Annotated in this window: 26 protein-coding genes; 14 read left to right on the top strand and 12 right to left on the bottom strand. The window is 62.6% G+C overall.

Features of this window, described 5'->3' with window-relative positions; translation table 11 throughout:
- Positions 1-56: 56 nt before the first annotated feature.
- The 10 genes from GKO01_RS02265 to GKO01_RS02225 all read right to left on the bottom strand — a co-directional run bounded on the left by GKO01_RS02265 (position 57) and on the right by GKO01_RS02225 (position 8,032).
- Positions 57-1,460, bottom strand: a complete 1,404-nt coding sequence (locus tag GKO01_RS02265; RefSeq protein WP_099285491.1) for a class II fumarate hydratase — start codon at positions 1,458-1,460, stop codon at positions 57-59.
- Between the two features lie 126 nt (positions 1,461-1,586).
- Positions 1,587-2,483: a DMT family transporter gene (locus tag GKO01_RS02260; RefSeq protein ID WP_099285490.1), complete on the bottom strand. Its 897-nt coding sequence runs from the start codon at positions 2,481-2,483 to the stop codon at positions 1,587-1,589.
- Between the two features lie 78 nt (positions 2,484-2,561).
- Positions 2,562-2,843 carry a hypothetical protein gene (locus GKO01_RS02255; RefSeq protein WP_099285489.1) on the bottom strand — a complete coding sequence of 94 codons (282 nt, stop codon included), beginning with the start codon at positions 2,841-2,843 and terminating at the stop codon, positions 2,562-2,564.
- Positions 2,840-3,580 (bottom strand): c-type cytochrome biogenesis protein CcmI, encoded by a 741-nt coding sequence (gene ccmI / locus GKO01_RS02250; protein ID WP_099285488.1) that lies wholly within the window; start codon positions 3,578-3,580, stop codon positions 2,840-2,842. The genes GKO01_RS02255 and ccmI overlap by 4 nt, the downstream gene beginning before the upstream one ends.
- A 5-nt stretch (positions 3,581-3,585) precedes the next feature.
- Positions 3,586-4,056, bottom strand: a complete 471-nt coding sequence (locus GKO01_RS02245; protein ID WP_099285487.1) for a cytochrome c-type biogenesis protein — start codon at positions 4,054-4,056, stop codon at positions 3,586-3,588.
- The gene (locus GKO01_RS02240) at positions 4,053-4,607 is read right to left on the bottom strand and encodes a DsbE family thiol:disulfide interchange protein (RefSeq protein WP_099285486.1); all 555 of its coding nucleotides are present in this window, start codon (positions 4,605-4,607) and stop codon (positions 4,053-4,055) included. Before GKO01_RS02240 ends, GKO01_RS02245 begins: the two co-directional genes overlap by 4 nt.
- A 12-nt stretch (positions 4,608-4,619) precedes the next feature.
- On the bottom strand, positions 4,620-6,599 hold the full coding sequence (locus GKO01_RS02235) for a heme lyase CcmF/NrfE family subunit (protein ID WP_099285485.1): 1,980 nt from the start codon (positions 6,597-6,599) through the stop codon (positions 4,620-4,622).
- Between the two features lie 7 nt (positions 6,600-6,606).
- Positions 6,607-7,110, bottom strand: coding sequence for a cytochrome c maturation protein CcmE (gene ccmE, locus GKO01_RS02230; protein WP_062030116.1), 504 nt, complete (start codon positions 7,108-7,110; stop codon positions 6,607-6,609).
- Positions 7,107-7,274, bottom strand: coding sequence for a hypothetical protein (locus GKO01_RS15890; protein ID WP_167315815.1), 168 nt, complete (start codon positions 7,272-7,274; stop codon positions 7,107-7,109). The genes ccmE and GKO01_RS15890 overlap by 4 nt, the downstream gene beginning before the upstream one ends.
- The gene (locus GKO01_RS02225; protein WP_099285589.1) at positions 7,271-8,032 is read right to left on the bottom strand and encodes a heme ABC transporter permease; all 762 of its coding nucleotides are present in this window, start codon (positions 8,030-8,032) and stop codon (positions 7,271-7,273) included. The genes GKO01_RS15890 and GKO01_RS02225 overlap by 4 nt, the downstream gene beginning before the upstream one ends.
- A gap of 212 nt (positions 8,033-8,244) precedes the next feature.
- Between GKO01_RS02225 and GKO01_RS02220 the strand changes: the two genes are divergently transcribed.
- Complete coding sequence (locus GKO01_RS02220) at positions 8,245-8,664, top strand: EVE domain-containing protein (RefSeq protein WP_099285484.1); 420 nt, start codon at positions 8,245-8,247, stop codon at positions 8,662-8,664.
- Here GKO01_RS02220 and GKO01_RS02215 read toward each other — a convergent pair.
- The gene (locus GKO01_RS02215; protein WP_099285483.1) at positions 8,661-9,179 is read right to left on the bottom strand and encodes a hypothetical protein; all 519 of its coding nucleotides are present in this window, start codon (positions 9,177-9,179) and stop codon (positions 8,661-8,663) included. The genes GKO01_RS02220 and GKO01_RS02215 overlap by 4 nt on opposite strands.
- A 154-nt stretch (positions 9,180-9,333) precedes the next feature.
- On the opposite strand from GKO01_RS02215, the gene GKO01_RS02210 reads away from it, so the two are divergent.
- Together GKO01_RS02210 and GKO01_RS02205 are read left to right on the top strand one after the other, a co-directional pair.
- Positions 9,334-10,173 (top strand): EcsC family protein, encoded by an 840-nt coding sequence (locus GKO01_RS02210; protein WP_099285482.1) that lies wholly within the window; start codon positions 9,334-9,336, stop codon positions 10,171-10,173.
- A 27-nt stretch (positions 10,174-10,200) separates the two neighbouring features.
- The gene (locus GKO01_RS02205) at positions 10,201-10,590 is read left to right on the top strand and encodes an MAPEG family protein (RefSeq protein ID WP_099285481.1); all 390 of its coding nucleotides are present in this window, start codon (positions 10,201-10,203) and stop codon (positions 10,588-10,590) included.
- Here GKO01_RS02205 and GKO01_RS02200 read toward each other — a convergent pair.
- Positions 10,577-10,780 carry a hypothetical protein gene (locus tag GKO01_RS02200; protein WP_099285480.1) on the bottom strand — a complete coding sequence of 68 codons (204 nt, stop codon included), beginning with the start codon at positions 10,778-10,780 and terminating at the stop codon, positions 10,577-10,579. The genes GKO01_RS02205 and GKO01_RS02200 overlap by 14 nt on opposite strands.
- Before the next feature lie 118 nt (positions 10,781-10,898).
- Between GKO01_RS02200 and aat the strand changes: the two genes are divergently transcribed.
- The 11 genes from aat (at position 10,899) to GKO01_RS16455 (ending at position 23,498) form a co-directional block, all read left to right on the top strand.
- Entirely contained in the window at positions 10,899-11,576 is a 678-nt protein-coding gene (aat, locus tag GKO01_RS02195; protein WP_099285588.1) for a leucyl/phenylalanyl-tRNA--protein transferase, read from the top strand.
- Positions 11,573-12,493 carry a hypothetical protein gene (locus GKO01_RS02190; protein ID WP_099285479.1) on the top strand — a complete coding sequence of 307 codons (921 nt, stop codon included), beginning with the start codon at positions 11,573-11,575 and terminating at the stop codon, positions 12,491-12,493. Before aat ends, GKO01_RS02190 begins: the two co-directional genes overlap by 4 nt.
- Complete coding sequence (locus tag GKO01_RS02185) at positions 12,490-13,098, top strand: hypothetical protein (protein ID WP_099285478.1); 609 nt, start codon at positions 12,490-12,492, stop codon at positions 13,096-13,098. Before GKO01_RS02190 ends, GKO01_RS02185 begins: the two co-directional genes overlap by 4 nt.
- A gap of 164 nt (positions 13,099-13,262) precedes the next feature.
- A complete protein-coding gene (locus GKO01_RS02180; RefSeq protein WP_099285587.1) occupies positions 13,263-13,652 on the top strand; it encodes a hypothetical protein in 390 nt (129 codons plus the stop codon).
- A gap of 63 nt (positions 13,653-13,715) precedes the next feature.
- Positions 13,716-14,219 carry a thioredoxin-dependent thiol peroxidase gene (gene bcp, locus GKO01_RS02175; RefSeq protein WP_099285477.1) on the top strand — a complete coding sequence of 168 codons (504 nt, stop codon included), beginning with the start codon at positions 13,716-13,718 and terminating at the stop codon, positions 14,217-14,219.
- Positions 14,220-14,347: 128 nt separating this feature from the next.
- Positions 14,348-17,545 (top strand): DUF3971 domain-containing protein, encoded by a 3,198-nt coding sequence (locus GKO01_RS02170; protein ID WP_244901281.1) that lies wholly within the window; start codon positions 14,348-14,350, stop codon positions 17,543-17,545.
- A gap of 96 nt (positions 17,546-17,641) precedes the next feature.
- Positions 17,642-19,027 (top strand): replication-associated recombination protein A, encoded by a 1,386-nt coding sequence (locus tag GKO01_RS02165; RefSeq protein ID WP_099285475.1) that lies wholly within the window; start codon positions 17,642-17,644, stop codon positions 19,025-19,027.
- Positions 19,024-20,028 (top strand): RluA family pseudouridine synthase, encoded by a 1,005-nt coding sequence (locus tag GKO01_RS02160; RefSeq protein WP_099285474.1) that lies wholly within the window; start codon positions 19,024-19,026, stop codon positions 20,026-20,028. Before GKO01_RS02165 ends, GKO01_RS02160 begins: the two co-directional genes overlap by 4 nt.
- Complete coding sequence (locus GKO01_RS02155) at positions 20,025-22,520, top strand: AsmA family protein (RefSeq protein WP_099285473.1); 2,496 nt, start codon at positions 20,025-20,027, stop codon at positions 22,518-22,520. The genes GKO01_RS02160 and GKO01_RS02155 overlap by 4 nt, the downstream gene beginning before the upstream one ends.
- A complete protein-coding gene (locus tag GKO01_RS02150) occupies positions 22,517-23,212 on the top strand; it encodes an ATP12 family protein (RefSeq protein ID WP_099285472.1) in 696 nt (231 codons plus the stop codon). Before GKO01_RS02155 ends, GKO01_RS02150 begins: the two co-directional genes overlap by 4 nt.
- 154 nt (positions 23,213-23,366) lie before the next feature.
- Entirely contained in the window at positions 23,367-23,498 is a 132-nt protein-coding gene (locus tag GKO01_RS16455) for a hypothetical protein (protein ID WP_264815912.1), read from the top strand.
- Positions 23,499-23,524: the final 26 nt, after the last annotated feature.

The raw sequence follows: 23,524 nt of genomic DNA, 5'->3' as shown, positions 1-23,524 counted from the left end.
CATCGCTTCCGCATGAAGTTTTCGTCATGCGGAAGCAGTCTGACGCGGGTGTTCGGTCAGGCTTTGGGGGCTGTGATGTTCGGACGCAGCATGAGGCGCGGGTCGGCGACGCGGTCATACTCTTCGGATGTCATGAAGCCCAGTTCCAGCGCGGCTTCACGCGGGCTCAGATCCTTTTCCATTGCGTGATGCGCGACCTGTGCGGCGCGGTCGTAGCCGATGGCCGGGGAGAGGGCGGTGACGAGAACCAGCGAACGCTCCAGATCCTGCTTCAGCTTCTCCGTATTGGCTTTCGTGCCTTCGACGAGGAAGCGGCAGAAGTTTTCCGAGCCGTCATGCAGAAGGGTGATGCCCTGCATGATGTTATGGATCATGAGCGGCTTGTAGACATTCATGTCCAGGATGCCCGCAGCCCCGCCGAGGCCGACCGCAACATCGTTGCTCATGACCTGAAGGGCGAGCATGGCCAGCGCCTCGGCCTGTGTCGGGTTGATTTTGCCCGGCATGATCGACGATCCCGGCTCGTTCTCCGGCAGGTGCAGTTCGCCCAGACCCGCGCGCGGGCCGCAGGCGAGCAGGCGGATGTCGTTGGCGATCTTGAACAGACTGCCCGCCGTCGTGCGCAGCGCACCCGACAGATGCACCAGCGCATCATGTGCGCCCTGAAGCGCGAACTTGTTTTCGCCCGCCGTGAAGCCGAGGCCCGTCAGGCGGGCAATTTCCGCACAGGCGCGGCGGTCAAAGCCCTCATCCGTACTGACGCCGGTGCCGAGGGCGGTGCCGCCGAGGGCGAGGGGGAACAGACCGTCGCGGGCCTGTTCCAGACGGACGATGTTGTCCGTCAGCATCCCGGCATAGCCATGCCATTCCTGACCCAGCGTGATGGGAACGGCGTCCTGAAGATGCGTGCGGCCGACCTTGACCAGATCGCGCCACTCCTCTGCCTTGGCGGCCATGGCGTCACGCAGGCGTGTCAGGGCTGGGATCAGGCAACGATGCGTGCCAAGGACGGCAGCGATATGCATGGCGGTCGGGAAGTTGCAGTTGGTGGACTGCGACATGTTGACGTGATCGTTGGGGTGCAGCGGCGTTTTGCTGCCGAGCGGATTACCGGTGATCTGGCAGCCGCGGTTTGCGATCACTTCGTTGACGTTCATGTTGAACTGCGTGCCCGAACCCGTCATCCAGACATGGAGCGGGAACATCTGGTCATGCTCGCCTTTGATGATCTCGTCGCAGACAGTCTGGATCAGATCCGCGCGCTCCTGCGACAGACGGCCGCTGGCGGCATTGGCCGTCGCGCAGGCGCGCTTCATGATCGCATAGGCCTCGATCATTTCATGCGGCATCAGTTCGCGGCCGATGCTGAAATATTTCAGGGAGCGCTGGGTCTGCGCGCCCCACAGCACATCGTCAGCGACGTCGATCGGGCCCATGCCATCGGTTTCGGTACGGCTCATTGTCTGTTTTCGGCTTTCCTGCGGGTGATCGGGCTCATTGCACGGGGGAAATTATCGCACAATCGCCGCAGGACAAAGGAACCGAGCCATAGAAAATCCGGATGCCGTCACAGCAAGAAAACGGCTTCAGGATTCCACGATCTGAGCCACCGGGTGGCGGCCATAGGTATTGGTCAGGATCACACCGGCCATGACGACCGCACCGCCGATCAGGGTTCGCAGTGACGGGACTTCGCCGGTGAGGAAATAGGCCAGAACCATCGTCACGGGCGGCAGCAGGTAAAGCAGCGCCGCACCGCGGGAGGCACCGAGATGGCCGATGACGAATCCCCAGGCGGCATAACCGAACGCCGCCGGGAAAATCCCAAGTTCCAGCACGGCGGCCTGTCCCTGCCATGAGGCATGGGAGAAGCTCGTGAGGCCCTGAGGCAGCCAGGGGGTCAGGAAAATCGCACCTGAAATCAGGACATAGGCGATTGTCGGCAGGGCACCGTAGCGGCGGATCAGGCCTTTCTGGAGGATCGTGTAGAACGCCGCGCAGACGGCCGCGCCAAACACCAGCGTGGCACCGGAGCCAAAGGAGAGACCGCCGCTTTGTCCCTTGGCGATCATGGCGACGCCGCTGAAGCTCAGAATCGATCCGGCCCAGCCCCAGCGGGACATGCGCTCACCGAGGAACACCATAGCCAGAAGCCCCGCCATCAACGGTGCCGCGCTGATGAGAAGGCTGGCCGCTCCGGACGAGACGGTCATTTCTCCGCAGTTGAACAGGATGTTGTAGAGCATGATCCCGATCATTCCGCAGGCGAGGATCTGGGGAATATCGGCGGTCAGTGGGCGTGTGGGGCGTTTCCAGAAAAGCCAGAGAACCGCCATGACGGCCGCGACGGCATAACGCAATGCCGCCAGTGGCACGGGTGCAAAATCATGCAGGGCAATCCGGACGACGGGATAGGCGCTCGCCCAGGACAGGATGGCCACGGCGACGAAAAAGGGCAGGGAACGTCCGGAAGATTGGGTCATTCCTGTTTATTAGCAGGAATGTTTCGGAAGCGGGAAGAGTCGCAAAAGCAGGATAAGCACGTTGCCCATCCCGATCCGTTATCGCAGCCAGCGATCTCCGCTGAAACGGTTGTGGGAGAAGAGGAAACCGGCCACCAGACCGATGGCTGCAAACATGATGGTCCACAGCGAGATCGGCAGAAGCAGAGTGGAAACCGCCGAGAGCAGGACCATTCCGGCAAAGGCGCAAACGGCGGATTCGAGCAGCCTTGGACCGTAATGACGCTCAGCACCGCAATGTGGGCATTTTTCCGAAGTCGGGCGCATGGGTTTGCGACAGACGGGGCACAGCGCGATGGCGTTGGCTTCGGGTTTTCTCACTGACCGTTATTCTCCTGATGTTCGCCAACCGCGATACGGGCTTCCACGGCCATACGCCAGGGCGCATCGGCCGGTGCCGCTGCCAGAGCGCGGCGATAGAGGTCAAGGCTTTCGCCAGAGATGTGGCTGCCGTTACGACTTTCAAGCTCGGCAAGGCGAATGGCCAGCTCGGGCTCGAAATGGGCGTCGAGAGCGGCCTTCCAGTCCCGGATCGCATCTTCCGTCAGACCAGACTTGGCTTCGACCTGCCCCAGCATGAAGTGTCCGGTCGCATAAGTCGAGGATGTCGCAGGGATCGTAGCGACTTCAGCCTGAAGTTTATGGATCATTTCCAGACCCTTCGCGTCCGGCCCCGTCTGACGCTCGCTCAGCGGCTGGGGCGGAAGGGAGGGGTGGCCGTTAACGATATAGAGGGCAAACGCTAGTACCGGGATGCCGAGTCCGACCGCCAGAACGGGAAGAACCCGGCGGCGTTTGGCTGGTTCGGTCGAAAGATCTTCGACGGCGGCTTCGCCATCCGTGGCCAGCAGGCGGCGCTGAACTTCAAGGCGCGCGGCCTGATATTCTTCATCATTGATGAGGGCGAGGGCGTGATCGCGCTCCAGATCCCCAAGCTGTCCGCGATAGAGCGTGAGAGCGGAGTCGCGGGCATTCACCCGGCGGCGCAGGGTTCGCAGGCCCAGAAAGGCGGGGCACAGGGCCACCGCAGCGATAATCAGGATTCCCAACCAGAACAAACAGTTTACTCCCGGCCCGAAAGGGCATCCAGACGCGCGCGCTCGTCATCCGTGAGCGGCGCAGGCGTGGCGACGACGCGGCGTCTGGCCGTCCGCCATGCAATGACAAGTCCGGTCACCAGCGCGAGCGCCGGCATCAGCCAGAGCAGGGCGGTGGACCATGAAAACTGTGGGGCCAGACGGATGAATTCGCCGTAGCGTTCGGTCATCCAGTCCATGATCTGCTGATCGCTTTTGCCTGCCGCGACCTGCTCGCGGACGACCTTGCGCAGATCGCGGGCGAGGGGCGCGCTGCTGTCCTCGATGCTCTCGTTCTGACAGACGAGGCAGCGCAGATGAGCACCGAGGGCTTCGGCCCGTTTTTCCTGCGCCGGGTTGGGCAGCATTTCGGCGGGATCGTCCACGGCAAGCGCTACGCCGCCGCCGATCAGGCCAACCGCGAGCAGCAGGGCCGGAAAGCATCTGGAAGCCTTCATAGTCCGGCCAGCCTCGGGCGGATTTCCGCCTCGTAGATCTGCGGGTCGAGGGCCGCGCTGCCATGCCAGATGATGCGACCGCCCGGTGCGACCAGAAAGCTCTCGGGCACGCCGGTCACGCCCCAGTCGATCGCCACGCGGCCATGACGGTCGGAAGCGACGCGGGCGTAAGGCGAGCCGTCGCGCTGGATGAAGGCGCTGGCGTTTTCGGGCTTGTCCTCATAGGCGATGCCCCAGATCGGCATATTGCGCGAAATGGCGCGCAGGCCGGGCATTTCCGCCACGCAGGGAATGCACCATGAGGCGAAGAAATTGACCAGAACCGGACGGTGCTGGGCTTTGAGTTCCGCATCTGTAAAGCCGTCCCCAAGGCCGGGGAGGCCCGGCATGGCGAAGGTCGGGATGGGTTTGCCGACATTGGGGTTCTTGATGGCGCGCGGGTCGAATGCGCCGCTGCGCATGTCGCTCAGCATCCGCCAGAACCCGACGCCGAGGACGCCCGCACCGATAATGGGCACGGCCGTGAGGATACCGCGTCGTGTTACGCTCATGACCGTTTCTCCTCAGGCGCGGGCCATGTTGCGGGCGGCGGCACGCTTGGGCGCGCCGATCCGCATCCGGCGGTCAGACAGCGAGAACGCGCCGCCGATCGCCATGACCAGTCCACCGAGCCACATCCAGGGCGCGAGCGGGTTGCGGTGCAAGCGCAGGACATAGGTCGTGTCCTTGCCCGTACCGTGCCGGTCACCGACCACGCCGTACAGGTCGGTGATGAAATTGGTGTGGATGGCGACTTCGGTCGTGGTCTGGCTCTGCGTCGTGAAGTCGCGCTTTTCAGGATGCAGGATGGTCACGAATTTGCCGTTGTGACGGATGGCGATGTCGGCCTGCATGGCCTTGTAATTCGGGCCGATATAGTCGTGCACGTCGAGAAGCGTCCAGTCATCCCCGGCCAGAGAGCGCGTTTCGCCGATATGGACTTCGACAATGGCGTGCTCGGCCTGAGACATACCGCACAGGCCGAGAATGGTGATGCCTGCGCCGATATGGGCGAGCGCTGCACCCCAGCTTGAACGTGGCAGGTTCTTCATGCGCTCCCACACGCCCTGCGCGGACGTGTGGCCGAGGCCGATCCGGCGCAGGACGTCGGAGACGGATGCCGCGATGACCCAGATGGCCAGCGCGCCGCAGGCGATGGGCAGGATGCCGGAAAGCTTCCAGAAGCACAGGGCCAGTCCGATCGCTGCGATGCCAGCCGCGGCATAGAGATGCGAGAACGTCCGGGCGAGCTGCGCGCGTTTCCAGGGCAGGGCGGTGCCGACGCCCATGGCCAGAAGAAGCGGCAGGGTCAGCGGGATCGTGGCGGCGTCAAAGAACGGCTTGCCGACGGAAATGGTGCGTCCGGCCAGAAGCTGCATGAAGGGTGGGTACATCGTGCCTGTGACGACAACAGCGCAGATCGAGCAGAGCAGGATGTTGTTCAGGACCAGAGAGCCTTCACGCGAGACCGGAGAAAACAGGCCGGTCGAGGTGAGGGAGGGCGCGCGCCATGCAAACAGAGCGAGCGATCCGCCGATGACGATGGCGAGCAGGGCCAGAATGAACACGCCGCGGGCGGGATCGTTGGCGAAGGCGTGGACCGAGTTCAGGATGCCCGAGCGGACGAGGAACGTGCCCGATAGCGAGAAAGAGAACGTCGCGATGGCCAGCAGGACCGTCCAGATTTTCAGGCCTTCGCGCTTTTCCACAACGATTGCGGAATGCACGAGGGCCGTACCCGTCAGCCAGGGAATAAGGGAGGCGTTTTCCACCGGGTCCCAGAACCAGTAGCCGCCCCAGCCCAGTACATAATAGGACCACCACGAACCGAGCGCGATGCCGCAGGTCAGGAAGCACCAGGCGGCCACGGCCCAGGGACGGACCCAGCGGCCCCATGCGGCATCGACGCGGCCTTCGATCAGGGCGGCGACCGCGAAGGCGAAGGGAACGGCAAAACCGACATAGCCGGTGTAGAGAATGGGGGGGTGGAAGGCGAGGCCGGGGTCCTGAAGGAGCGGGTTCATGCCCTGACCGTCCATTGGCGCGGGGAAAACGCGCTCAAATGGATCGGACGTCAGGAGGCAGAACATCTGGAACCCGGCGGAGACGCCGCCGAGAATAGCCAGAACGCGCCCGCGCAGGATGTCCGGCAGGTTTCGGCCGAACAGGGAGACCGCACCGCCGCAGACGGCGAGGATCAGCGTCCAGAGCAGGACGGAGCCTTCATGGTTTCCCCAGACGCCCGTGATTTTATACAGCAGCGGCTTGGAGACGGCGGAGTTCGCCGCGACGTTCTGGACCGAGAAATCGTCACTGACGGCGCACATCACGAGGCACAGGAACGAATAGCCCAGTGCAAGCAATTGCGAGACCGCGAGATAGGGTGCGAGCCCTACGAGGCGCGCGTCACGGCGGTTGGCGCCCCAGAGTGGGACGGCGAACTGCACGAGGGCGAGCACGCAGGCGAGGGCCAGGGCGAAATGGCCCTGTTCTGGTCCGAACATCAGGCGATCAGCCCCCTGCTTTCTTTGCGGTCATGGTGTCCCAGCTTGAGGCGTCCGGCGCTTTGCCGAAGCGTGGGTCCCATTTGCCGGTGCGTTTGAGTTCGTCCGCGACTTCCTTGGGCATGTAGGTCTCGTCATGCTTGGCGAGGACTTCGCTGGCGGTGAATCCGCCATCCTTCTGCACGGTGCCGAGGGCGACGACGCTCTGTCCTTCGCGGAACAGGTCGGGGAGGATTCCGGTGTAATGGACCTCGACCGCGGCCTGTCCGTCCGTCACCTGAAAGGCGTTCACGGGCGTGCCGTTTTCGTTGATGCGGTGCAGGCTGCCTGCCATGACCATGCCGCCGAGGCGGATGGTACGGTCGGGCGAGGGTGGACTGGCCTTTACCTGCGACGGCGCCATGAAGAACACGATGTTAGACGAGAACGCGCGCAGCGTCAGGGCGGCGGCGGAGCCGACACAGGCCAGACAGGCAATGACGATCCAGAGACGACGGGTCTTGCGGGTCATGAGGCTGACCTTTCACGGCGGCGGGCATGGCCTTCGACAGCAGCCAGACGGGCCTTGGATTTTCGCAGACGCAGAGCAGCACCGACGCCGAGGACGAGCGAACAGCCCAGAGTCAGGGCATAGGAGGCCGCGATATAGGGCCAGTGATTCGGGAGATGCATCATGCTGCTTGACTGTCCCTGCGGTCGAGACGCGAACGGGCCATCATCTGGCGCGCACGGCTTTCATGGATGGCGGCGCTGAGCCGGGTGAAAATGACGGCCGCGACACCGAGCGTGAAGCCGATCGTGCAGATCAGCAGCGGCCAGAGCATCATCATGGACATGGTGGGTGCGCCGGTCAGGGTGATGCTGTCGGGCTGGTGCAGGGTGTTCCACCACTGGACGCTGAACTTGATGATCGGAAGGTCGATGACGCCGGCCAGTGCGAGGATCGCGGCGGCGCGCTGGCCGCGGGCGGGTTCATCGAAGGCGCGGATCAGGGCGATATGGCCCAGATACAGGAAGAACAGCACCAGCATTGAGGTCAGGCGCGCGTCCCAGACCCACCATGTGCCCCACATCGGCTCACCCCAGAGCGAGCCCGTAATCAGGCACAAAGCGGCGGCACAGGCACCGACGGGGCCGATTTCTATGGCGGCCAGATCGGCCAGCGGATGGCGCCAGACCAGCGAAAGCACGCCGCAGGTTGCGAGCCCGAGGTAGCAGGACGATGCCAGCCACGCCATTGGGACATGCACATACATAATGCGGACGGTGTCGCCCTGCTGCCAGTCGGCCGGGGCGATGAAGAGACCCCAGATCACACCGACCACGAGAAACACGATTGCGCCACCGGTCAGCCAAGGCAGCAGGGTGCGCGCCAGACGCAGGAACTGCCCCGGATTGGCATAGCGATGGAGCAGGTTGGGGGTAGGGCGCACTGGGACACGGACCTCGGCAGAGTGGCAACGCGGCGATGGGTTCCCCGCGACAGGTTCCCCATTGAAATAGTCCGAAGCAATCATATTCGGAAGAGGCGCGTTGTCCCATTGTTCCGATCACTGTTATCACGTTTCACGGAATTGAGCGCAAAATGCCCCAAGGGCGGCTTTTGGGGCGTCCCTTGGGGCAGCCTTTGTGGCGGGAGTGAGAGATGGCTTTCTGGCTGGTGAAATCGGAACCCGAGGCGTTCTCATGGGCGCAGCAGGTGCATAATAATGTCGAGCCGTGGACCGGCGTACGCAACTATCAGGCGCGCAACAATCTTGCGGCGATGAAAAACGGCGATCTGGCGTTTTTCTACCATTCCGTTAGCGAAAAACGGATTGTGGGCGTGGTGGAAGTCGTACGGGAAGCCTATCCGGACCCGACTGCGGACGATCCGCGCTGGGTCTGTGTGGATGTGAAGGCGATGGGGGCTTTAACCCGTCCCGTGAGCCTCGCTGAAATCAAGGCTGATCCGGCTCTGGCGGAGATGGCGCTGTTGAAACAGTCCAGATTGTCCGTGGCACCGGTGACGGAGGAGGAGTTCCGTCACCTGACGCAGATCGGGGGATGGGTACGTCGCTCTTAGTGAATGGGAGAGGCGTCGCCGTTCACGAGGATGTTCGTCTGGCCATTGACCGGATGACCGGCATAGCTCGTCGGTGAGTCTTCGTCTTCATAAGGCGACTGCACCGGCGCATTGAACTTCACCGGCATACCAAACAGCGTGAAATGGGACGGCAGGTTGTTGGGGCCGTTGGTTTTCTGCTGCGCGTTCGGGCCGGGCATGCCGACCGGGAGATGCGTCCGGACCCGGTCGCTATAGCTGGCGAGGGCAGTCTCCGAGTCTTCCACTTCCGTATAGCCGTGTGGCGGGGGCGGGGCGCCTTCATCGGGAAGCGCGGCCTGCTGGGCCGGGGTCAGGGGTTTTGCGGGCGCGCCGACGATCTGACCGGAGGTTGGGCCCATCTGCGGCAGATTGGCCGTGCCGTGAGCGGCATGGTGGTGGCTGTGACTCGGGGCGGCAAAAGCTGGAGAAACCGCCGGAACGAGGAGGGTGGCTGTCAGCGGGGCCGACAGGATCAAGCGCGATAATGCGGTCATTGGTGTAATTCTCCTCACCCCGACGGTGCTCGTCCGGATAGTTGGCCCGGGTAGTCTTCTGGCGCCGATATCCCCATGATGGTGCCATGTTAGGATATGAAACCTGCTATCCGGTAAACGGTTTCGGGTCTTACGAACAGGAGTTTTGATCGTCATGACCTCAGTGAATGACACGCAGCTTCCGACCAGCAATTTCGCCTCGACGGCGCTGGACGGGGATTCCCTTGCACAGCTTCAGTCCGTTCTTGAAAAGGTGGAGCAGGGTCGTGGGGTTCTCGTGCGTCTGGCCGACCTGATGGGCGGTGCGGTCGGGCAGGCCGCGCGACTCGGCATGCAGGGACTCGGTCTGGCGCCATCAGTTCAGGAAAAATTCCACAAGACGGCGGAAGTCGCCATCGAACGGGCGTTTCGTGTGGCTGTGCTGGGTATCGACAACGACGCGCCCGCCCCGCGTGATCCGATGCGCGAGAATCTGGGACAAGCCGCCGTGGCCGTCTCTGGTGCGCTGGGCGGTTTCGGGGGCATTTTCGGTCTTGCGCCGGATGTCGGATTCACAACGCTGACCATCATGCGCGAAATCGCCCGCATTGCGCGCGAGGAAGGCGAGGATCTGCGTAACGAAGACACGCGCCGGGCCTGTCTGGAAGTTTTTGCGCTCCGCAGTTTTCCGGCGCGTCAGAGCGACGAGGAAGGCGAGTTGGGTTTCTTCTCGGCGCGTGCGCTGCTGCGCGGACGGCCCATCGTGATGCTGATGGCGGAAGTGGCGTCGCATTACGGAGTCGGCCTGTCGCGCAAGTTCGCGCTGCAGATGGTTCCGGTTGCGGGGGCGCTGTGTGGAGCGTCGCTCAATACAGCGTTTCTGGCGCATTACCGCGCGCTGGCACGGGCCCATTTCACGATCCGTCGTCTGGAACGCACGCATGGGCTGGCCGTTAAGGAGGCTGCTGCCGACCTGCGCGCAGGGGGAACGGGCACGTCTGAAACATTTTCCTGATTTTCAGGACTTCGCGGAGAAACGCCCATGCCGATCGGTCTTGTCTGGCTTGGATGGACATTGGTGCTGGCGTTCGTCCAGCTTTTGCTGACCGCGGCGGTCTGTCGCCAGCAGGATGGGTTGCAATGGGCCAGTGGCAATCGTGATGGCGAGCCGCCCCGTTACACCGGAGTGGCGGCCCGTCTGAAACGGGCGCAGGCCAATCTGGCGGAGACGCTGCCGATCTTTATCGGTGCTGTTCTTCTGGCTTGGGTGTCAGGCCGTTACAGCCCGCTGACGGGCTGGGGCGCGGGAATGTATTTTCTGACGCGTGCGATCTACATCCCGGCCTATGCTTTTGGCTGGGGTGCAGTCCGCAGTCTGATCTGGGGCGTGTCGATGGCCGGTCTGCTGCTGGTGCTGATCAGTCTGCTGTGAGGGACGCCTCGGTCATGGACGGGGGTTCGGTGCCTTTACGCATCCCCCACAGATCAACGAGCGCTGAAATGACCAGACAGGCCGCACTGATTCTGGCCAGAACCATCAACAGGCCATGTATTTCGGGCATCAGCAGTCGCAGAACGCCGAGAATGACGAGAATGACGGCGTAAATAAAGGCAAGCGGCACGGGTGGTCTCCCTGAAGATGGATCCCCTTTATCATGATCGTTGTCTTCACGACCATGAATTCGCGTGACAGGGCCGGGGGATGTTACAATTCAGGAAACGGATAAAGACTGTGTCGTCATGGACGAAATAACGCCGGACCTGCTGCTTCAGGCCTATGCCTCGGGGATTTTTCCCATGGCTCCGGATGCGGAAAGTGCGGAACTGACATGGTATCTGCCGGAAGAGCGCGGGATCATGCCGCTGGACGGGATGCATGTTCCCAAAAAGCTCATGCGTCTCGTGATGTCGGGCAGGATGGCGGTGACGGCGGACCGGGCGTTCGATGACGTTATGCTGGCCTGTGCCGAAGCGGCTCCGGGGCGGGAGACGACATGGATCAGCGGGCGCATCCGCAGTCTTTATGGTGACCTGCACCGTCAGGGAAACGCCCATTCCATTGAAGTCTGGGACGGCGAGGCTCTGGTGGGTGGTCTGTATGGCGTGTCGTTGCGGGGGGCTTTTTTCGGCGAGAGCATGTTTTCGCGGGAACGTGATGCTTCTAAGGTGGCGCTGGTCCATCTTGTCGCAGGGCTGCGACAGGGGCGATACACGCTGCTGGATACGCAATACACCACGCCCCATCTGACGGGGCTGGGTGGGATCGGGATTCCGGCGGAGGATTATCAGTCCCTGCTTCATCAGGCGCTGACCGTGCGTGCGGTCTGGCCTGACGATTTCAGCCTTCAGGCCCTGCGTGAATCCATTGCGTCCCTGCGCGCGCTTCCCGGGCGCGCGCCTGTCGGAGATCCGCCATGACTGTTTTTACGCGCCCTGTTTTTCTGAGCGCCGCGCCGATTGGACTGCTGGTGGCCGGTTTGTCTGTGATGACACCGGCTCATGCGGACGATCATCCCCGCCTGACGCCGACGCGGGATGTGACGGTCGTATATGAGCTTTCCACGCTGTCGAGTGCGACGAAAGGACATCCCGAGAGTGTCAAAGTCGCGTTCTCGGGTGCGGGCGACCTGCTGCGGATCGATTCGCAGGACGGCAACGGGGTGACGATTCTTGATCGTCCGGCGCAGCAGGTCACGCTTGTGATGATGAAGCAGCAGCTTTATACGCGCCTTCATCCAAGCCACGGTCTGCACAATCCGTTCATGCTCGATCTGGACATGCAGTATACGCCCGCCGGTCATGATACCGTGGCGGGAGTAGCGTGTGACCGCTGGACTATTCAGAGCAGTCACGGCAAGGCCAGCGCCTGCGTGACGCCGGATGGAGTCATTCTGGCTGAAAACGGCGTCGATGCGGACGGTGTGGAAGGCTCCATCAAGGCGCTTTCGGTGTCTTATCAGGACATCCCATCCTCTACGTTCGAGCCTCCGGCAGGATTTCATATGCTCGAGCCGAAAATGCGTCCCGCGCATCAAAGTCAGGCAGGCAGTGCGACGCCTCCTCCGGTGCCGGAAGCCTCGGGCACAGATATGAAGACGACGACGCATGAGGCCGCGACGCCTGACGTGTCAGATTCCGATACGCCCGTGATCGGGGACAGGGACGCGCCTGCGCCAGCCACGACAACGCCGGGTGGGCATACGGCACTGCTGCCGGGCCAGAGCGCTCAGCCCGATACGACACAGCCCTCCGTTTCCAATGATTCTTCAGGAGATGGTTCCGTGTCTATGCCGGATCAGCCGCCGAGCGGCCCCGCTAATGGAAATCACAAATGAGCCTGACGGGACTGCGTACAGCCGGAATGGCGGTCTGTCTGTTGATGGGAGCTGTGGTCGGATTTTCCGCAAAGGCGGATGTTCCTGCAACTCCCGCGCCTCTTCAGGCACAGGCTCCGTTCGTGACGCCGCTGCATGATGCCGATATCGATTATGTTCTGACGGGTCCGGCTGGGCAGCATCTGCATCAGCGGATGCGCTGGACGTCCACGTCGTGGCGGCAGCGGATCGAGCCCGAAGGGTCCGCGACGGTCATGCTGACGGATTACCGCACCCATATCCTGATGGTGCTGGATGGGACCAAGCGTACGGCCACGGTCATGCCTGCGCCGGGCGGCAGTTTCGCGGCCCCCGGAACCCCCGCAGCCGGATCATGGCGCCGAATGGGGCAGGGCCGGATTGCCGGAGAAGCCTGTACGATCTGGGAAAGTGCCGACACCGACCGTCATCCGACCACGTTCTGTTACACGGAGGACGGGTTGATGCTGGGGGCGGTGCATGACGGAAAGCCGGTCGTGGAAGCGGTCTCGGTCAGTCGTTCTCCGCAGCCGCTCGACGTTTTTGACCCGCCTCCGGGTTATCACCGGGTCGAGTCGCCGCGTTGAGGAGCACTTTCTAAGGCTGGATGGGTGTCTGTTACAATTTGTCCGGCTCCTGCCATGATTGGCGCCTCTTGCTGCCATTTTCAGCGGGCATGATCTTTCTCATGGACGGAAGAGCCTGTTTTAATCGGCTTTTCTGCTCCACGTGTTTCGAGGAGAAAGATGCCATGCGTCGCATCACACGTGCAGTTCTTATGGCCGCTCCGCTGCTGATCGGTTCCGCAATCGTCCCGAATGCCATCGTGCCGCAGGCACAGGCTCACTGGCATGGGGGCGGGCCGGGATATGGTCCGGGTTACGGTCGCGGGTATGGATATGGCGGGCCTCCGGGCGGTGGGCGCGGTGGCTGGCATCATGACCATTCCGGCGCGATTGTTGGGGGCATTCTGGGTGGTCTGGCTCTCGGTGCCGTCGGCGGCGCGCTGCTGGCCCAGCCCTATGGTCCGCCGCCCCCTCCGCCGCCGCAGGTCGTGTATGCTCCACCGCCGGTCGTCTATGCGCCGCCGCCACGGGTTGTTTACGGACCGCCGCCCGTTGTGATGTATCCGGGATACTGATCCCGGAATACTGAACGGTTTTCGTCCGGTTTACCTTGATCGGATCGGACGGGTCGGGCAATCATGTGGCTTATGACCGTTTCTGCACAGAATACAGACCTGCAACCGGGCGACCGGGCGCCAGATTTTACGCTTCCCGCCTCTGCCGGGCGCACTGTGAGCAGTGCCGCGCTGAGCGGGAAGCCTTATCTGCTGTATTTCTATCCGAAAGCCGACACCCCCGGCTGTACAACGCAGGCCTGTGATCTGCAGGAGGTTCTGCCCGAATTCGATGCCGAGGGTTTGACGATCATTGGCGTCAGCCCCGATCCGGTGGCGAAAATTGAAAAATTCGCCACGAAATATGGCCTGAAGTTCCCGCTGGCCTCGGATGAGGACCATGCTGTCGCCGAGGCTTACGGAACATGGGTCGAGAAATCCATGTATGGCCGGACCTATATGGGGATGGAGCGCAGTTCCTTTCTGGTGGATGGACAGGGCGTCATCCGGAACGTGTGGCGTAAGGTGAAACCTGCCGTACATGCCGCTCTGGTGGCGGAGGCTTTCCGGAACCTTCCGAAAGCCTGAGGGCTTATACCTCCAACTCTCACGAGGGAGACAGGCCGGAAACGCGCCGATGACCGTCTATGGCCGTCCACGACTTCCCGCGTCCTCCCCGCAGGCGTTTGCATCCTTCTTTTTGTCCAGGCCCACACATGCCGCGACACTGGCATGTGGCGCGCTGGGTTGCCCTGATCTGTGTTGCGCCGGTTGCGCTCTTGGCGGCTGCGGGCAGTGTTTTCCTGTGGAAATTGGCCCACGGCCCCGTGGAGATCACGCGCGTCTCCCACCTCGTGGAGCCGGTCTCGATTGCGGCGGGCAAACGCCCCGGACATCCGGCTGGTCGGCTAAGCTGGGACAGGCTCTGGATCCAGTGGCAGCCGAGTGCGGGCGGCGTTCCGGCCGGTCTGGTGCTGATGGCGCGCGGGCTGAAAGTGACCCGCTTTGACAATCTGGTGGCGGAACGCGCGACTGAGGCGGATGCTGTTCTTTCCCTGAGTGCGCTGTTTGAAGGGGTGATTGCGCCGCGCACCCTGCGTCTCGAAGGCGCAACTCTGGCCCTGCGCCGTTTGCCTGACGGCGATGTGGACATGGATCTGCCGGAGCAGAAACGGGGTGGCCGTGGCGTGCCGACGCGGCTCGACCGTCTACGGGCCGTGGATGTCCATAATGTCTCCATCACATTCGCCGGGCTGCCACAGGATCGGACCGCCGTGATCGGTGACGTGGACATGAAGGCGCGCCGGATCCGGGTGGCGCCACATTCACGGGATTTCGTGTGGGTCGGGTCCGGTCGGGCCGCGGTTGCGCTCGATGGATTTCATACCATCCTGACGGCACAGGCCCGTCAGGTCGGGCATAATGGATTGTTGCATCTGGAGGCGACGCCATTTGAGCCGGCCCAGCTTGGGGTTTTCAATCCACAAGCTGCGAACTGGCATGTTCCCGTGTCCATCGGGGCAGATGCGGTTTTTGTGTCGCAGGGGATGGATGCGCTGCCGTCGGAACTGACGCTGAACCTGTCTCTCAGGGATGGGAAGGTTTTTCAGAAAACTGCTGATCCGATCCATCTTCATGCAGGGCAGGCGAGCGTGCATCTGCGGATGGACCGTCCGGGTCTGAAGGGTGGTGCACGGCTCGACGTGCCTTCAGCAGCGCTGGATGTGGCGGATACCGACGGTACGCTGACCCATCTGAAGGCTTCGGCCAGTGCCAGCTTGGACAATCTGCTCAAACCGACGGTGCTGGACGCAGACGCGGAGGCCGGGCTGGATGCGATCCGCTTTGCAACGGTGGGATCCATCTGGCCTGCAACGATCGTCAAGGGCGGGCGACGCTGGGTTTCGAAGAACATTACGGACGGGACCGGGCGGGATCTGTACGTCAAAGCCCATCTGCACAGCGATCATGGCCCAGATAAAATCCTGCCGACCGCGATCGAAGGAAAACTGACAGGCCATGGCCTGACGGTCCATTGGCTGCGCCCTGTTCCTCCGGCCACGGGGCTTGATGCGTCCCTGCATTTCGATGGCCCCGAAACGCTTGTCATTGATCTGAGCCGGGGCGTTCAGCCCACGGATGTGAAGCAGAACGTGCTGCTTCCAGATGGCGAAATCCGGATCGGCAAGCTCTATGACAAAGACCAGACGGGCGATATTTCCGCGCATCTGACGGGACCTCTGGCGGGGTTCATGTCCGCTCTGGCGCATCCGCGGCTGCATCTGCTGTCACGACATCCACTGCCGTTCACGCAGCCAGCAGGCACGGTGGACGCGCATGTCCGCATGACGCTGCCGCTGGTGGCGCATATCCCGGACGGGGCACTGCATGTCTGGACGCAGGCGGCGTTTTCGGGCGTGCATCTGGGAAATGTCCTGATGGGGCATGCGGTGGACGGGGCTTCGGGCAAGATGTCCGCCACCGAGGATGCGCTTGACCTGACGGGAGACGGCCAGCTTGCGGGCATTCCCACGCATGTCGTGTTGCATGAGAATTTTCGAGGGGGTGCGCCGTCGCGCGTGTTGCAGACGATTGACGCGCGCTCGGTTCTGGACCCGCAGTCTGCGGCAAAGGCCCGGATCGCGCCGGTGGGGCTGTTTGACGGCCATGCGGTTCTGAATGCGCATTTTGTGCAGCAGGCGAACGAAACGTCCGATCTGAAACTGTCGCTGGACATGGCGCAGGCCGCTCTGAGCGTGCCGATCTGGGCCAAGCCGCTGGGTGAGCCTGCGACGGCCATGGTGCATATCGGGTTTCAGGACGGGAAAATGTCTGTTCTGGACGGATTGCAGGCGCATGGGACCGATCTCTCCGTAGCGGGCAGGGGCGTCACGCGTGCAGGCAAGCTGACCGGGATTGTGCTGGAAGGCTTTCGTATCGGTCGGACTCAGGGAGATGCGCGAATTGCCCTGCCGCAGAGTGCGGAACAGCCTGTTGGTGTGACGGTCGATGCGGACCCGCTTGATCTGGCGCCGATGTTCGCGCCGCATCCCTCAGTGGCGGATACGGGAACGCAGAGCGGATCGGGCGGGAAAAGCGCGTCCATGGGAGATAGCTGGTCTATCTCCCTGAACGCGCCACATGTCTATTATGGCCCTAAAGCGCAGGTTGGCGGTGTCGTCTCGCAGATCGAACTGCGAAACGGACATCTGACATCGGGGCGGTTTGCGCTGGATGCGCCGACCCGGGTGCGGGCGGTTCTGGACGATACGGGGCGTGGGCATCCGTTCGTGCTGGATATCGACAATCTGGGCCTGCTGCTGAAAAATCTGGGGCTGTATGATCGTATCCAGGGCGGGAAGACGCATCTGGAAGGGGCTTTTAGGCCGGACGAAACCAGCGTACGGAAGGTGCCGGAAGGGCGGAGTGCGAAATCGGCGGGGCTGTGGGGCGGTTTGCCGCCGTTCCGGGGGCATGTGGACATGGGACCGTCCGAATTCTTGCGGCCGCCGCTGACGCTGACGGCAGTCTCCGACCTCTCGCCGTTGCACTGGCTGACCAATCATCTGGACCGGTTTGAAATCACCCATCTGTCCACGCGGCTCAGTCTGGCGGGGAACATGCTGGTGCTGCGTGACGGGGTAATCGGCAATCAGGCGCTTGGGGCCACGATGGAAGGGCCGATTGATCTGAAAACGTCCGAGCTGAACCTCAACGGGACGATCGTGCCGGTTTTCGGGCTGAATGCGCTTCCGGGGAAGTTGCCGGTTCTGGGGCATCTAATGTCCCCCGAGAAGGGTGGCGGACTGTTGGCGGCGACGTTTGAATTGCACGGAACGGTTGAAAAACCCGATCTGTCAGTCAATCCGCTGTCGATGCTGTTGCCGGGCGTTCTTCGGCGTATTCTGCATTAAGATTGGGCTTGGGGATTATCCTGACGGGTCGGAAGTCCCATCTCTGATCGGGAAGTCGAAGAACATTTCGGGGAGCGTGGGACGCCAGTGACGGACATGACAGATCTTTTCGGCGCCGCTCCCGGGGCGAAGCGTCCGTCCGGACATGCGCCGCACTCTGCACGGCAGGAGCGTTCGGTCGAAGCGCCGCAGGTGCAACGTCGGCCGCCCTCGCGCACCCAGCCTTTGGCAGACCGTCTGCGCCCGAAGCGGCTGGAAGATGTGCGGGGGCAGGACCATCTGCTCGGGCCTGAGGGGACGCTGACCCGGATGCTGGCGCGCGGCACGCTGTCCAGCCTGATCCTGTGGGGCGGTCCGGGATGTGGCAAGACGACGATCGCGCGGCTTCTGGCCGGACGGGCCGGGTTGTTTTACGCCCAGATTTCGGCAGTCTTTTCTGGCGTGGCGGATCTGCGCCGGGCGTTCGAGGAAGCGGATCAGAAACAGGCTGCGACGGGCAAGGGCACGTTGCTGTTCGTGGACGAAATCCATCGCTTTAATCGCGCGCAGCAGGACGGATTTCTGCCGTATGTGGAGCGTGGGACGGTGGTTCTGGTGGGGGCAACCACGGAGAACCCGTCCTTTGCGCTGAATGCGGCACTGCTCTCGCGGTGTCAGGTTCTGGTGCTGAACCGGCTGGATGATGCAAGCCTTGAGAGCCTGTTGGAACATGCGGAGGAGGAAGTCGGTCGTCCACTGCCGCTTGATCAGGAAGCGAGGGCCAGTCTGCGCGCCATGGCGGACGGGGACGGGCGCTACCTGCTAAATATGGTCGAGCAACTTGTGGCGCTTGATCCGTCGCAGGTTCTGACGCCGCGCGATCTGGCGGCGATCCTGTCCCGCCGGGCGATCCTCTATGACCGCGACCGCGAAGAGCACTACAATCTCATTTCCGCGTTGCACAAATCACTGCGCGGTAGCGATCCGGATGCGGCCCTGTACTGGTTCGCGCGGATGCTGGAGGGCGGGGAAGACCCGCGTTACATCGCCCGCCGTCTGACGCGGTTTGCGGCGGAGGATGTGGGGCAGGCTGATCCGTCCGCGCTGCCGATGGCCGTGGCCGGATGGCAGACCTATGAGCGGCTGGGCTCGCCGGAAGGCGAGCTGGCGCTGGCTCAGGTTTTAGTGCATCTGGCGACTGCCCCGAAATCCAATGCGGTTTATACGGCCTATAAGGCAGCCCGTGCTCTGGCGCGCGATACCGGCAGCCTGATGCCGCCGTCGCATATCCTGAATGCGCCGACATCTCTGATGAAGGACATCGGATACGGCAAGGGCTATGAATACGACCACGATAGTGAGGGCGGATTTTCGGGCCAGAACTACTTCCCAGAAGGGATGCCCAGAGCGTCTCTTTACCATCCCACGGACCGCGGACATGAGGGGCGGATCAGAAAACTTCTGGACATGCGGGCCGCCAAGAGGGCATCCCGCGAACCATGACAGTTACCAACCGCATCGTGACCGAGGATGAGGCCGATATTCGCCTCGACCGCTGGTTCAGACGTCACTACCCCAATCTGACGCAGGGCGCGCTCCAGAAGCTGTGCCGCAAGGGACAGATCCGCGTGGAAGGAGGCCGTGTTCAGACCAATACGCGCCTGATTCCCGGGCAGATCGTCCGCATCCCGCCGCTGCCGGATGTGGACAAGCCCGCTCCGCTGCCACCACCGGACCCGATGCTGGAGCGCGAGATCCGCAAGATGGTGATTTACGAGGACGAGCACCTGCTTGTTCTCGACAAGCCGTCCGGCCTTGCGACGCAGGGCGGTCCGGGGATTACGAAGCATGTGGACATGATGCTTGACGGCCTGCGGCCCGAGGGCGGGGATCGCCCGCGTCTGGTGCACCGCATCGATCGTGATACGTCCGGCATCCTGCTGATTGCCCGCACGCCGGGTGTGGCGGCGAAGCTTGCGGCCGCGTTCCGTGGACGTGATGTGGAGAAAACATACTGGGCTGTGGTCGTCGGGCGGCCTTCGCCGGAATCCGGCATCATCGACCAGCCTCTGGCCAAGATCGGTGCGGGTGGGGCGGCGCTGGTGATCGCTGCCTCACGTGATGAGGAAGACGCGGCTTCGGCCAAGACGGATTATGCGACGCTCGATGCCGCCGGAAAGAAGCTGAGCTGGCTGAAGCTGTCTCCGCTGACGGGCCGGACGCATCAGCTTCGCGTGCACACCGAATCCATCGGCACGCCGATCCTCGGCGATCCGCGCTATGGCGGAAAGGCCGCGCATCCGGAAGGCTTCATCGACCGGCTGCATCTGCATGCGCGTCAGCTTGATATTCCCCACCCCGCTGGTGGGCGCCTGATCGTGACGGCCCCTCTGCCGCCGCATATGCGCGAGACGTTCCGCACGCTGGGCTTCGTGCCGGGTGAGACGCCTGCGCCCAAGCGCGTTCGTGGAGGCAGCAGCAAGGGCAGGGGGCCTGCGAAATGAAGAAGTTCACCGGCGGTCTGATTGCCGTCATCGTTGCTTTTGTTGGTGTGAGTGTGGCCACGCATGTCCTGATCGATCAGGACGCGCTCCGCGAGCGCGTAGCCGTGGCGCTTCGGCACCAGACAGGGCTTTCGATGCAGGTCCGTCATTCGTCGGTGCAGCTTCTGCCCTGGCCAGCCTTCGAGGCCTCTGACGTCGTGCTGACGCGTGATGGGCAGGCGCCGGTTCTCAAGGCTCATACGATCCATGCCGGAATTGCTGTTGTTGCCCTGCTGCACCGCGAGGTGCGGTTTCAGGACGTCGTAATCGAAAAAGCGACCGTCAATCTGGTGCGCGGTCTGGACGGACAGGCCAACTGGTCTCTGGCGCCGGATCGTGAGGAGGAGGATGCCTCCCTACCGGTGAAGACACGGAGCGGCCAGCGGATTCAGGCGCATTGGAATCTGTCGCTTGATGGGCTGCATGTCGCGCAGACGGCCGTGCTCTGGAACGATCGCCTGAGCCATACGAGCGGATCGTTCGGGCTGGATTCGCTAGATCTGGCGGGGCTGCGCAGTCCCAGTCCGTGGATCAGCCTTCAGGGACACCATGCCGGGACGCCCTTCACGCTTAAGGGGCATGTCGGCAATCTGTCGCAACTTCAGGGCACTCAACCCTGGGCGTTCAGCATCGGTACAACGCTGGGTGAGGGCGACAGGCGGGACTGGTTGAATCTGGACGGGCGGATCGGCAATCCGTCCCGGATGGAAAACGTGCTGCTGACGCTCCAGGGCGAGTGGCCCAATCTTCAGGACGCGCATCGTCTGTTCCCTCATGCCAATCTGCCGGATGTTCCGGCACTGGGCGGCGATGTTGCGCTTCAGGGCAGTCCGGGTCCGCTGACTGGTCTGGACGGAAATGCGCTGCTGCACCGTCTTGCGGAGACGATGACGCCCACGCGCGTTCATCTGCATGCTGGCTCTGTTGTGCTGAAACAGAGCGCGATTCAGAATCTGCATCTTGATTCCGCTGGCCCGGATGCAGCGCTGACGGTTACTGCGGATACGCAGTGGCGCGATACGGCGTGGCATGTGGAAGCCGGGGCCGGGACGATGCAGCAGGCGGTTGCCGCATGGCGGAACGGCCTGCAGACCGCAGTGCCGCTGACGGCGGAACTGCGTAGCCAGACCACGCTCCTTTCCGGTGCGCCATCCCTCAATACGCAGGACAAGGCCCGTGTCGCCGTTTCAGGGACGGTTGGTGCGGAAAACGGACATCTGGTGGCGGAAGGGAGCGGCAAGACACTCCATCTGCCCGGCGCGCTCCTGCATGATGTGAGCCTGCATGGCACGCTGGAGACACATGACCGCGAGAGCTTTTCGCTGGATGGCCTGACATTCGGCAGTCAGGAATTGGCTCTGGATGGGGCGCTCAAGGTGGTTCTGGGGCAGGATGTGCCGCCTGTTGTGAGCGGAAATATTCATGCCGCAAAAATGGATTTGGACGTGCTCAAGGGGCTTTGGCTTGAACCAGCGCCTCCGGCAATGACTGTTCCAACCGCAGCGCCATCAATGCCGCAGGGTGACAAGACTGTTCCGGCGCAGGAAGAGCGCCCTGTTGCAATACAGAGTGCGCCGGACTTGACGCCCTCTTGGGTCAAACGGCTGCGGGCGCAGGATGTGAACCTGCATCTGACAGCCGATCACGTTGTGTTTGCGGAGCGGGACTATACCGATCTGGCAACGCGACTGACGCTGTCAGGCGGTAATCTGCGTCTGGACCCGATTTCCGGGCAGGCACAGGGTCTGGCGCTTTCGGGAATGGCGGAACTGGATGCGAGTGCGCTGCCGATCTCGGGGAACGTGACCTTCCAACCGCTTATTCTGCCCGCCGGTCTGCTGGAGACGCGTCTTGGAATGCCGCTGCTGCTTCAGGGGCCTGTGCAGATCGTGGGGTATCTCTCAGCCAAGGGCAACAACGCTGACGAACTGCGGCAGTCGCTGGATGGGCATCTGGGCCTATCGATGGTGGAGGGTCAGGTGCAGAGCGCGCTGCTTGGGCAGATGGCAGGGTCTGCGGCCAGTGTGGTTCTCGGGAAAGGCGACCGTTCGCTGCGGTGTCTGGGACTGCATATGACCATTGCAAACGACATGGTGCATATCGACACGTTGGGGCTCCAGTCCGGGCGCTTTTCCGTTTTGGGGAATGGTACGGTCGGTCTTGGGACGCAGGTTCTGGATCTGCGCCTTCTGCCGGTTGTAGATTTTGAAGGGGCAGGGGCCTCTACACCGGTTGTGCTGACGGGAACGCTCGCGGCCCCGCATGTCGCGCAGGACCGGGATGCGGGCGGCAATTTCCATGTCACGATCGGCGGGGACGGCAATGCTGTCGATCCATGCACGGCGCCTCTCGCTGCGGCGCGTGAAGGACAGCCCGGTCCGACGCCTGAGGCGATCAAGCCCCATCATTCGAAAGCCGGGGACATCCTGCGGGCTCTGGGAGTTTTGCATTGAGCGGCCACAAACGTTTCTGGAAAGTCGTTTCGGTCGTATCTGAGGACGGCCTGTTCGAGCCGCGTCTGGATGGACGACCGATCCGTCTGCCTCAGGGACGGGTTCTGGCCGTCCGGTCGTCCGCTCTGGCCGACGCCATTGCGGGGGAGTGGGGAGGGATTGCGGAAAATGCGTCCTTCACGCCGGACGCTCTGCCCCTGACCCGGATTGCCGGGACGATGATCGAGCGGATCGCGCCTGATCCGCAGGCCGCACGGGATATGCTGCTCGGACTCGGGGTGGATGACGGGCTCTGTTATTGTGAAGACGGGATCGGGCCGGTTGCGAAGCAGGTTTTCGCCTGGCTTTCGGGTTACGGGATCCACCCGAGTGTAACAGATGGTCTCATGCCAGTAGCGCAGCCGGACGGATATCTGGCTGCTCTGACGCAGCTACTGGCAGCGCAGGGTGATCTGGAGCTTGCGGTTATGGGTGTGCTGGCACAGGCGACGGGGAGTCTGCTTTTGGCGCTTGCCGTCGTGGGAGGCGCTGTCAGCCTTGTGGATGCTGTATTGTGGGCCAATAACGACGAAAAATCCCAGCTTGCGACATGGGGGCAGGATGATGAACTCGTCCGCACGATGGAAAATCGCGAGAAGGATATTCTCGATGCGGGACTGTTTCTGACATTGGGGCGCAAGGTTTCGATCTAAGAGGAAAATGCCCTGAATGGGGCATGATCTTGCCATATTCGGGGATCATTGAAGGCTCTGCCATGTGACAGAACGAGATGATTGGTGACTCGCCCCGACCGGGGAGCGGGCGCTATCCCCGGTTCTGTCGAACACTGTCAGAGTCGAGGAAGTTATGTCCGTATCCGTTCGTAGGCCCCTGCTGCGTCACATGGGTACCCGTATCGTGAAGACCTGCTCTATCGGAGCATGGCTTTTTCTGGCTGCGACACCCTTGATCGTGGTGGTCTGCGCCATTCACGGCTGATTTTTTCGATAAGTCAGGCAATAAAA

It is taken from the genome of Gluconobacter kondonii (assembly GCF_002723995.1).
In the GTDB taxonomy this organism is placed as follows: Bacteria; Pseudomonadota; Alphaproteobacteria; order Acetobacterales; family Acetobacteraceae; genus Gluconobacter; species Gluconobacter kondonii.
The sequence above is the reverse complement of the archived record's forward strand: the minus strand, read 5'-3'. Positions and strand labels throughout refer to the sequence as shown.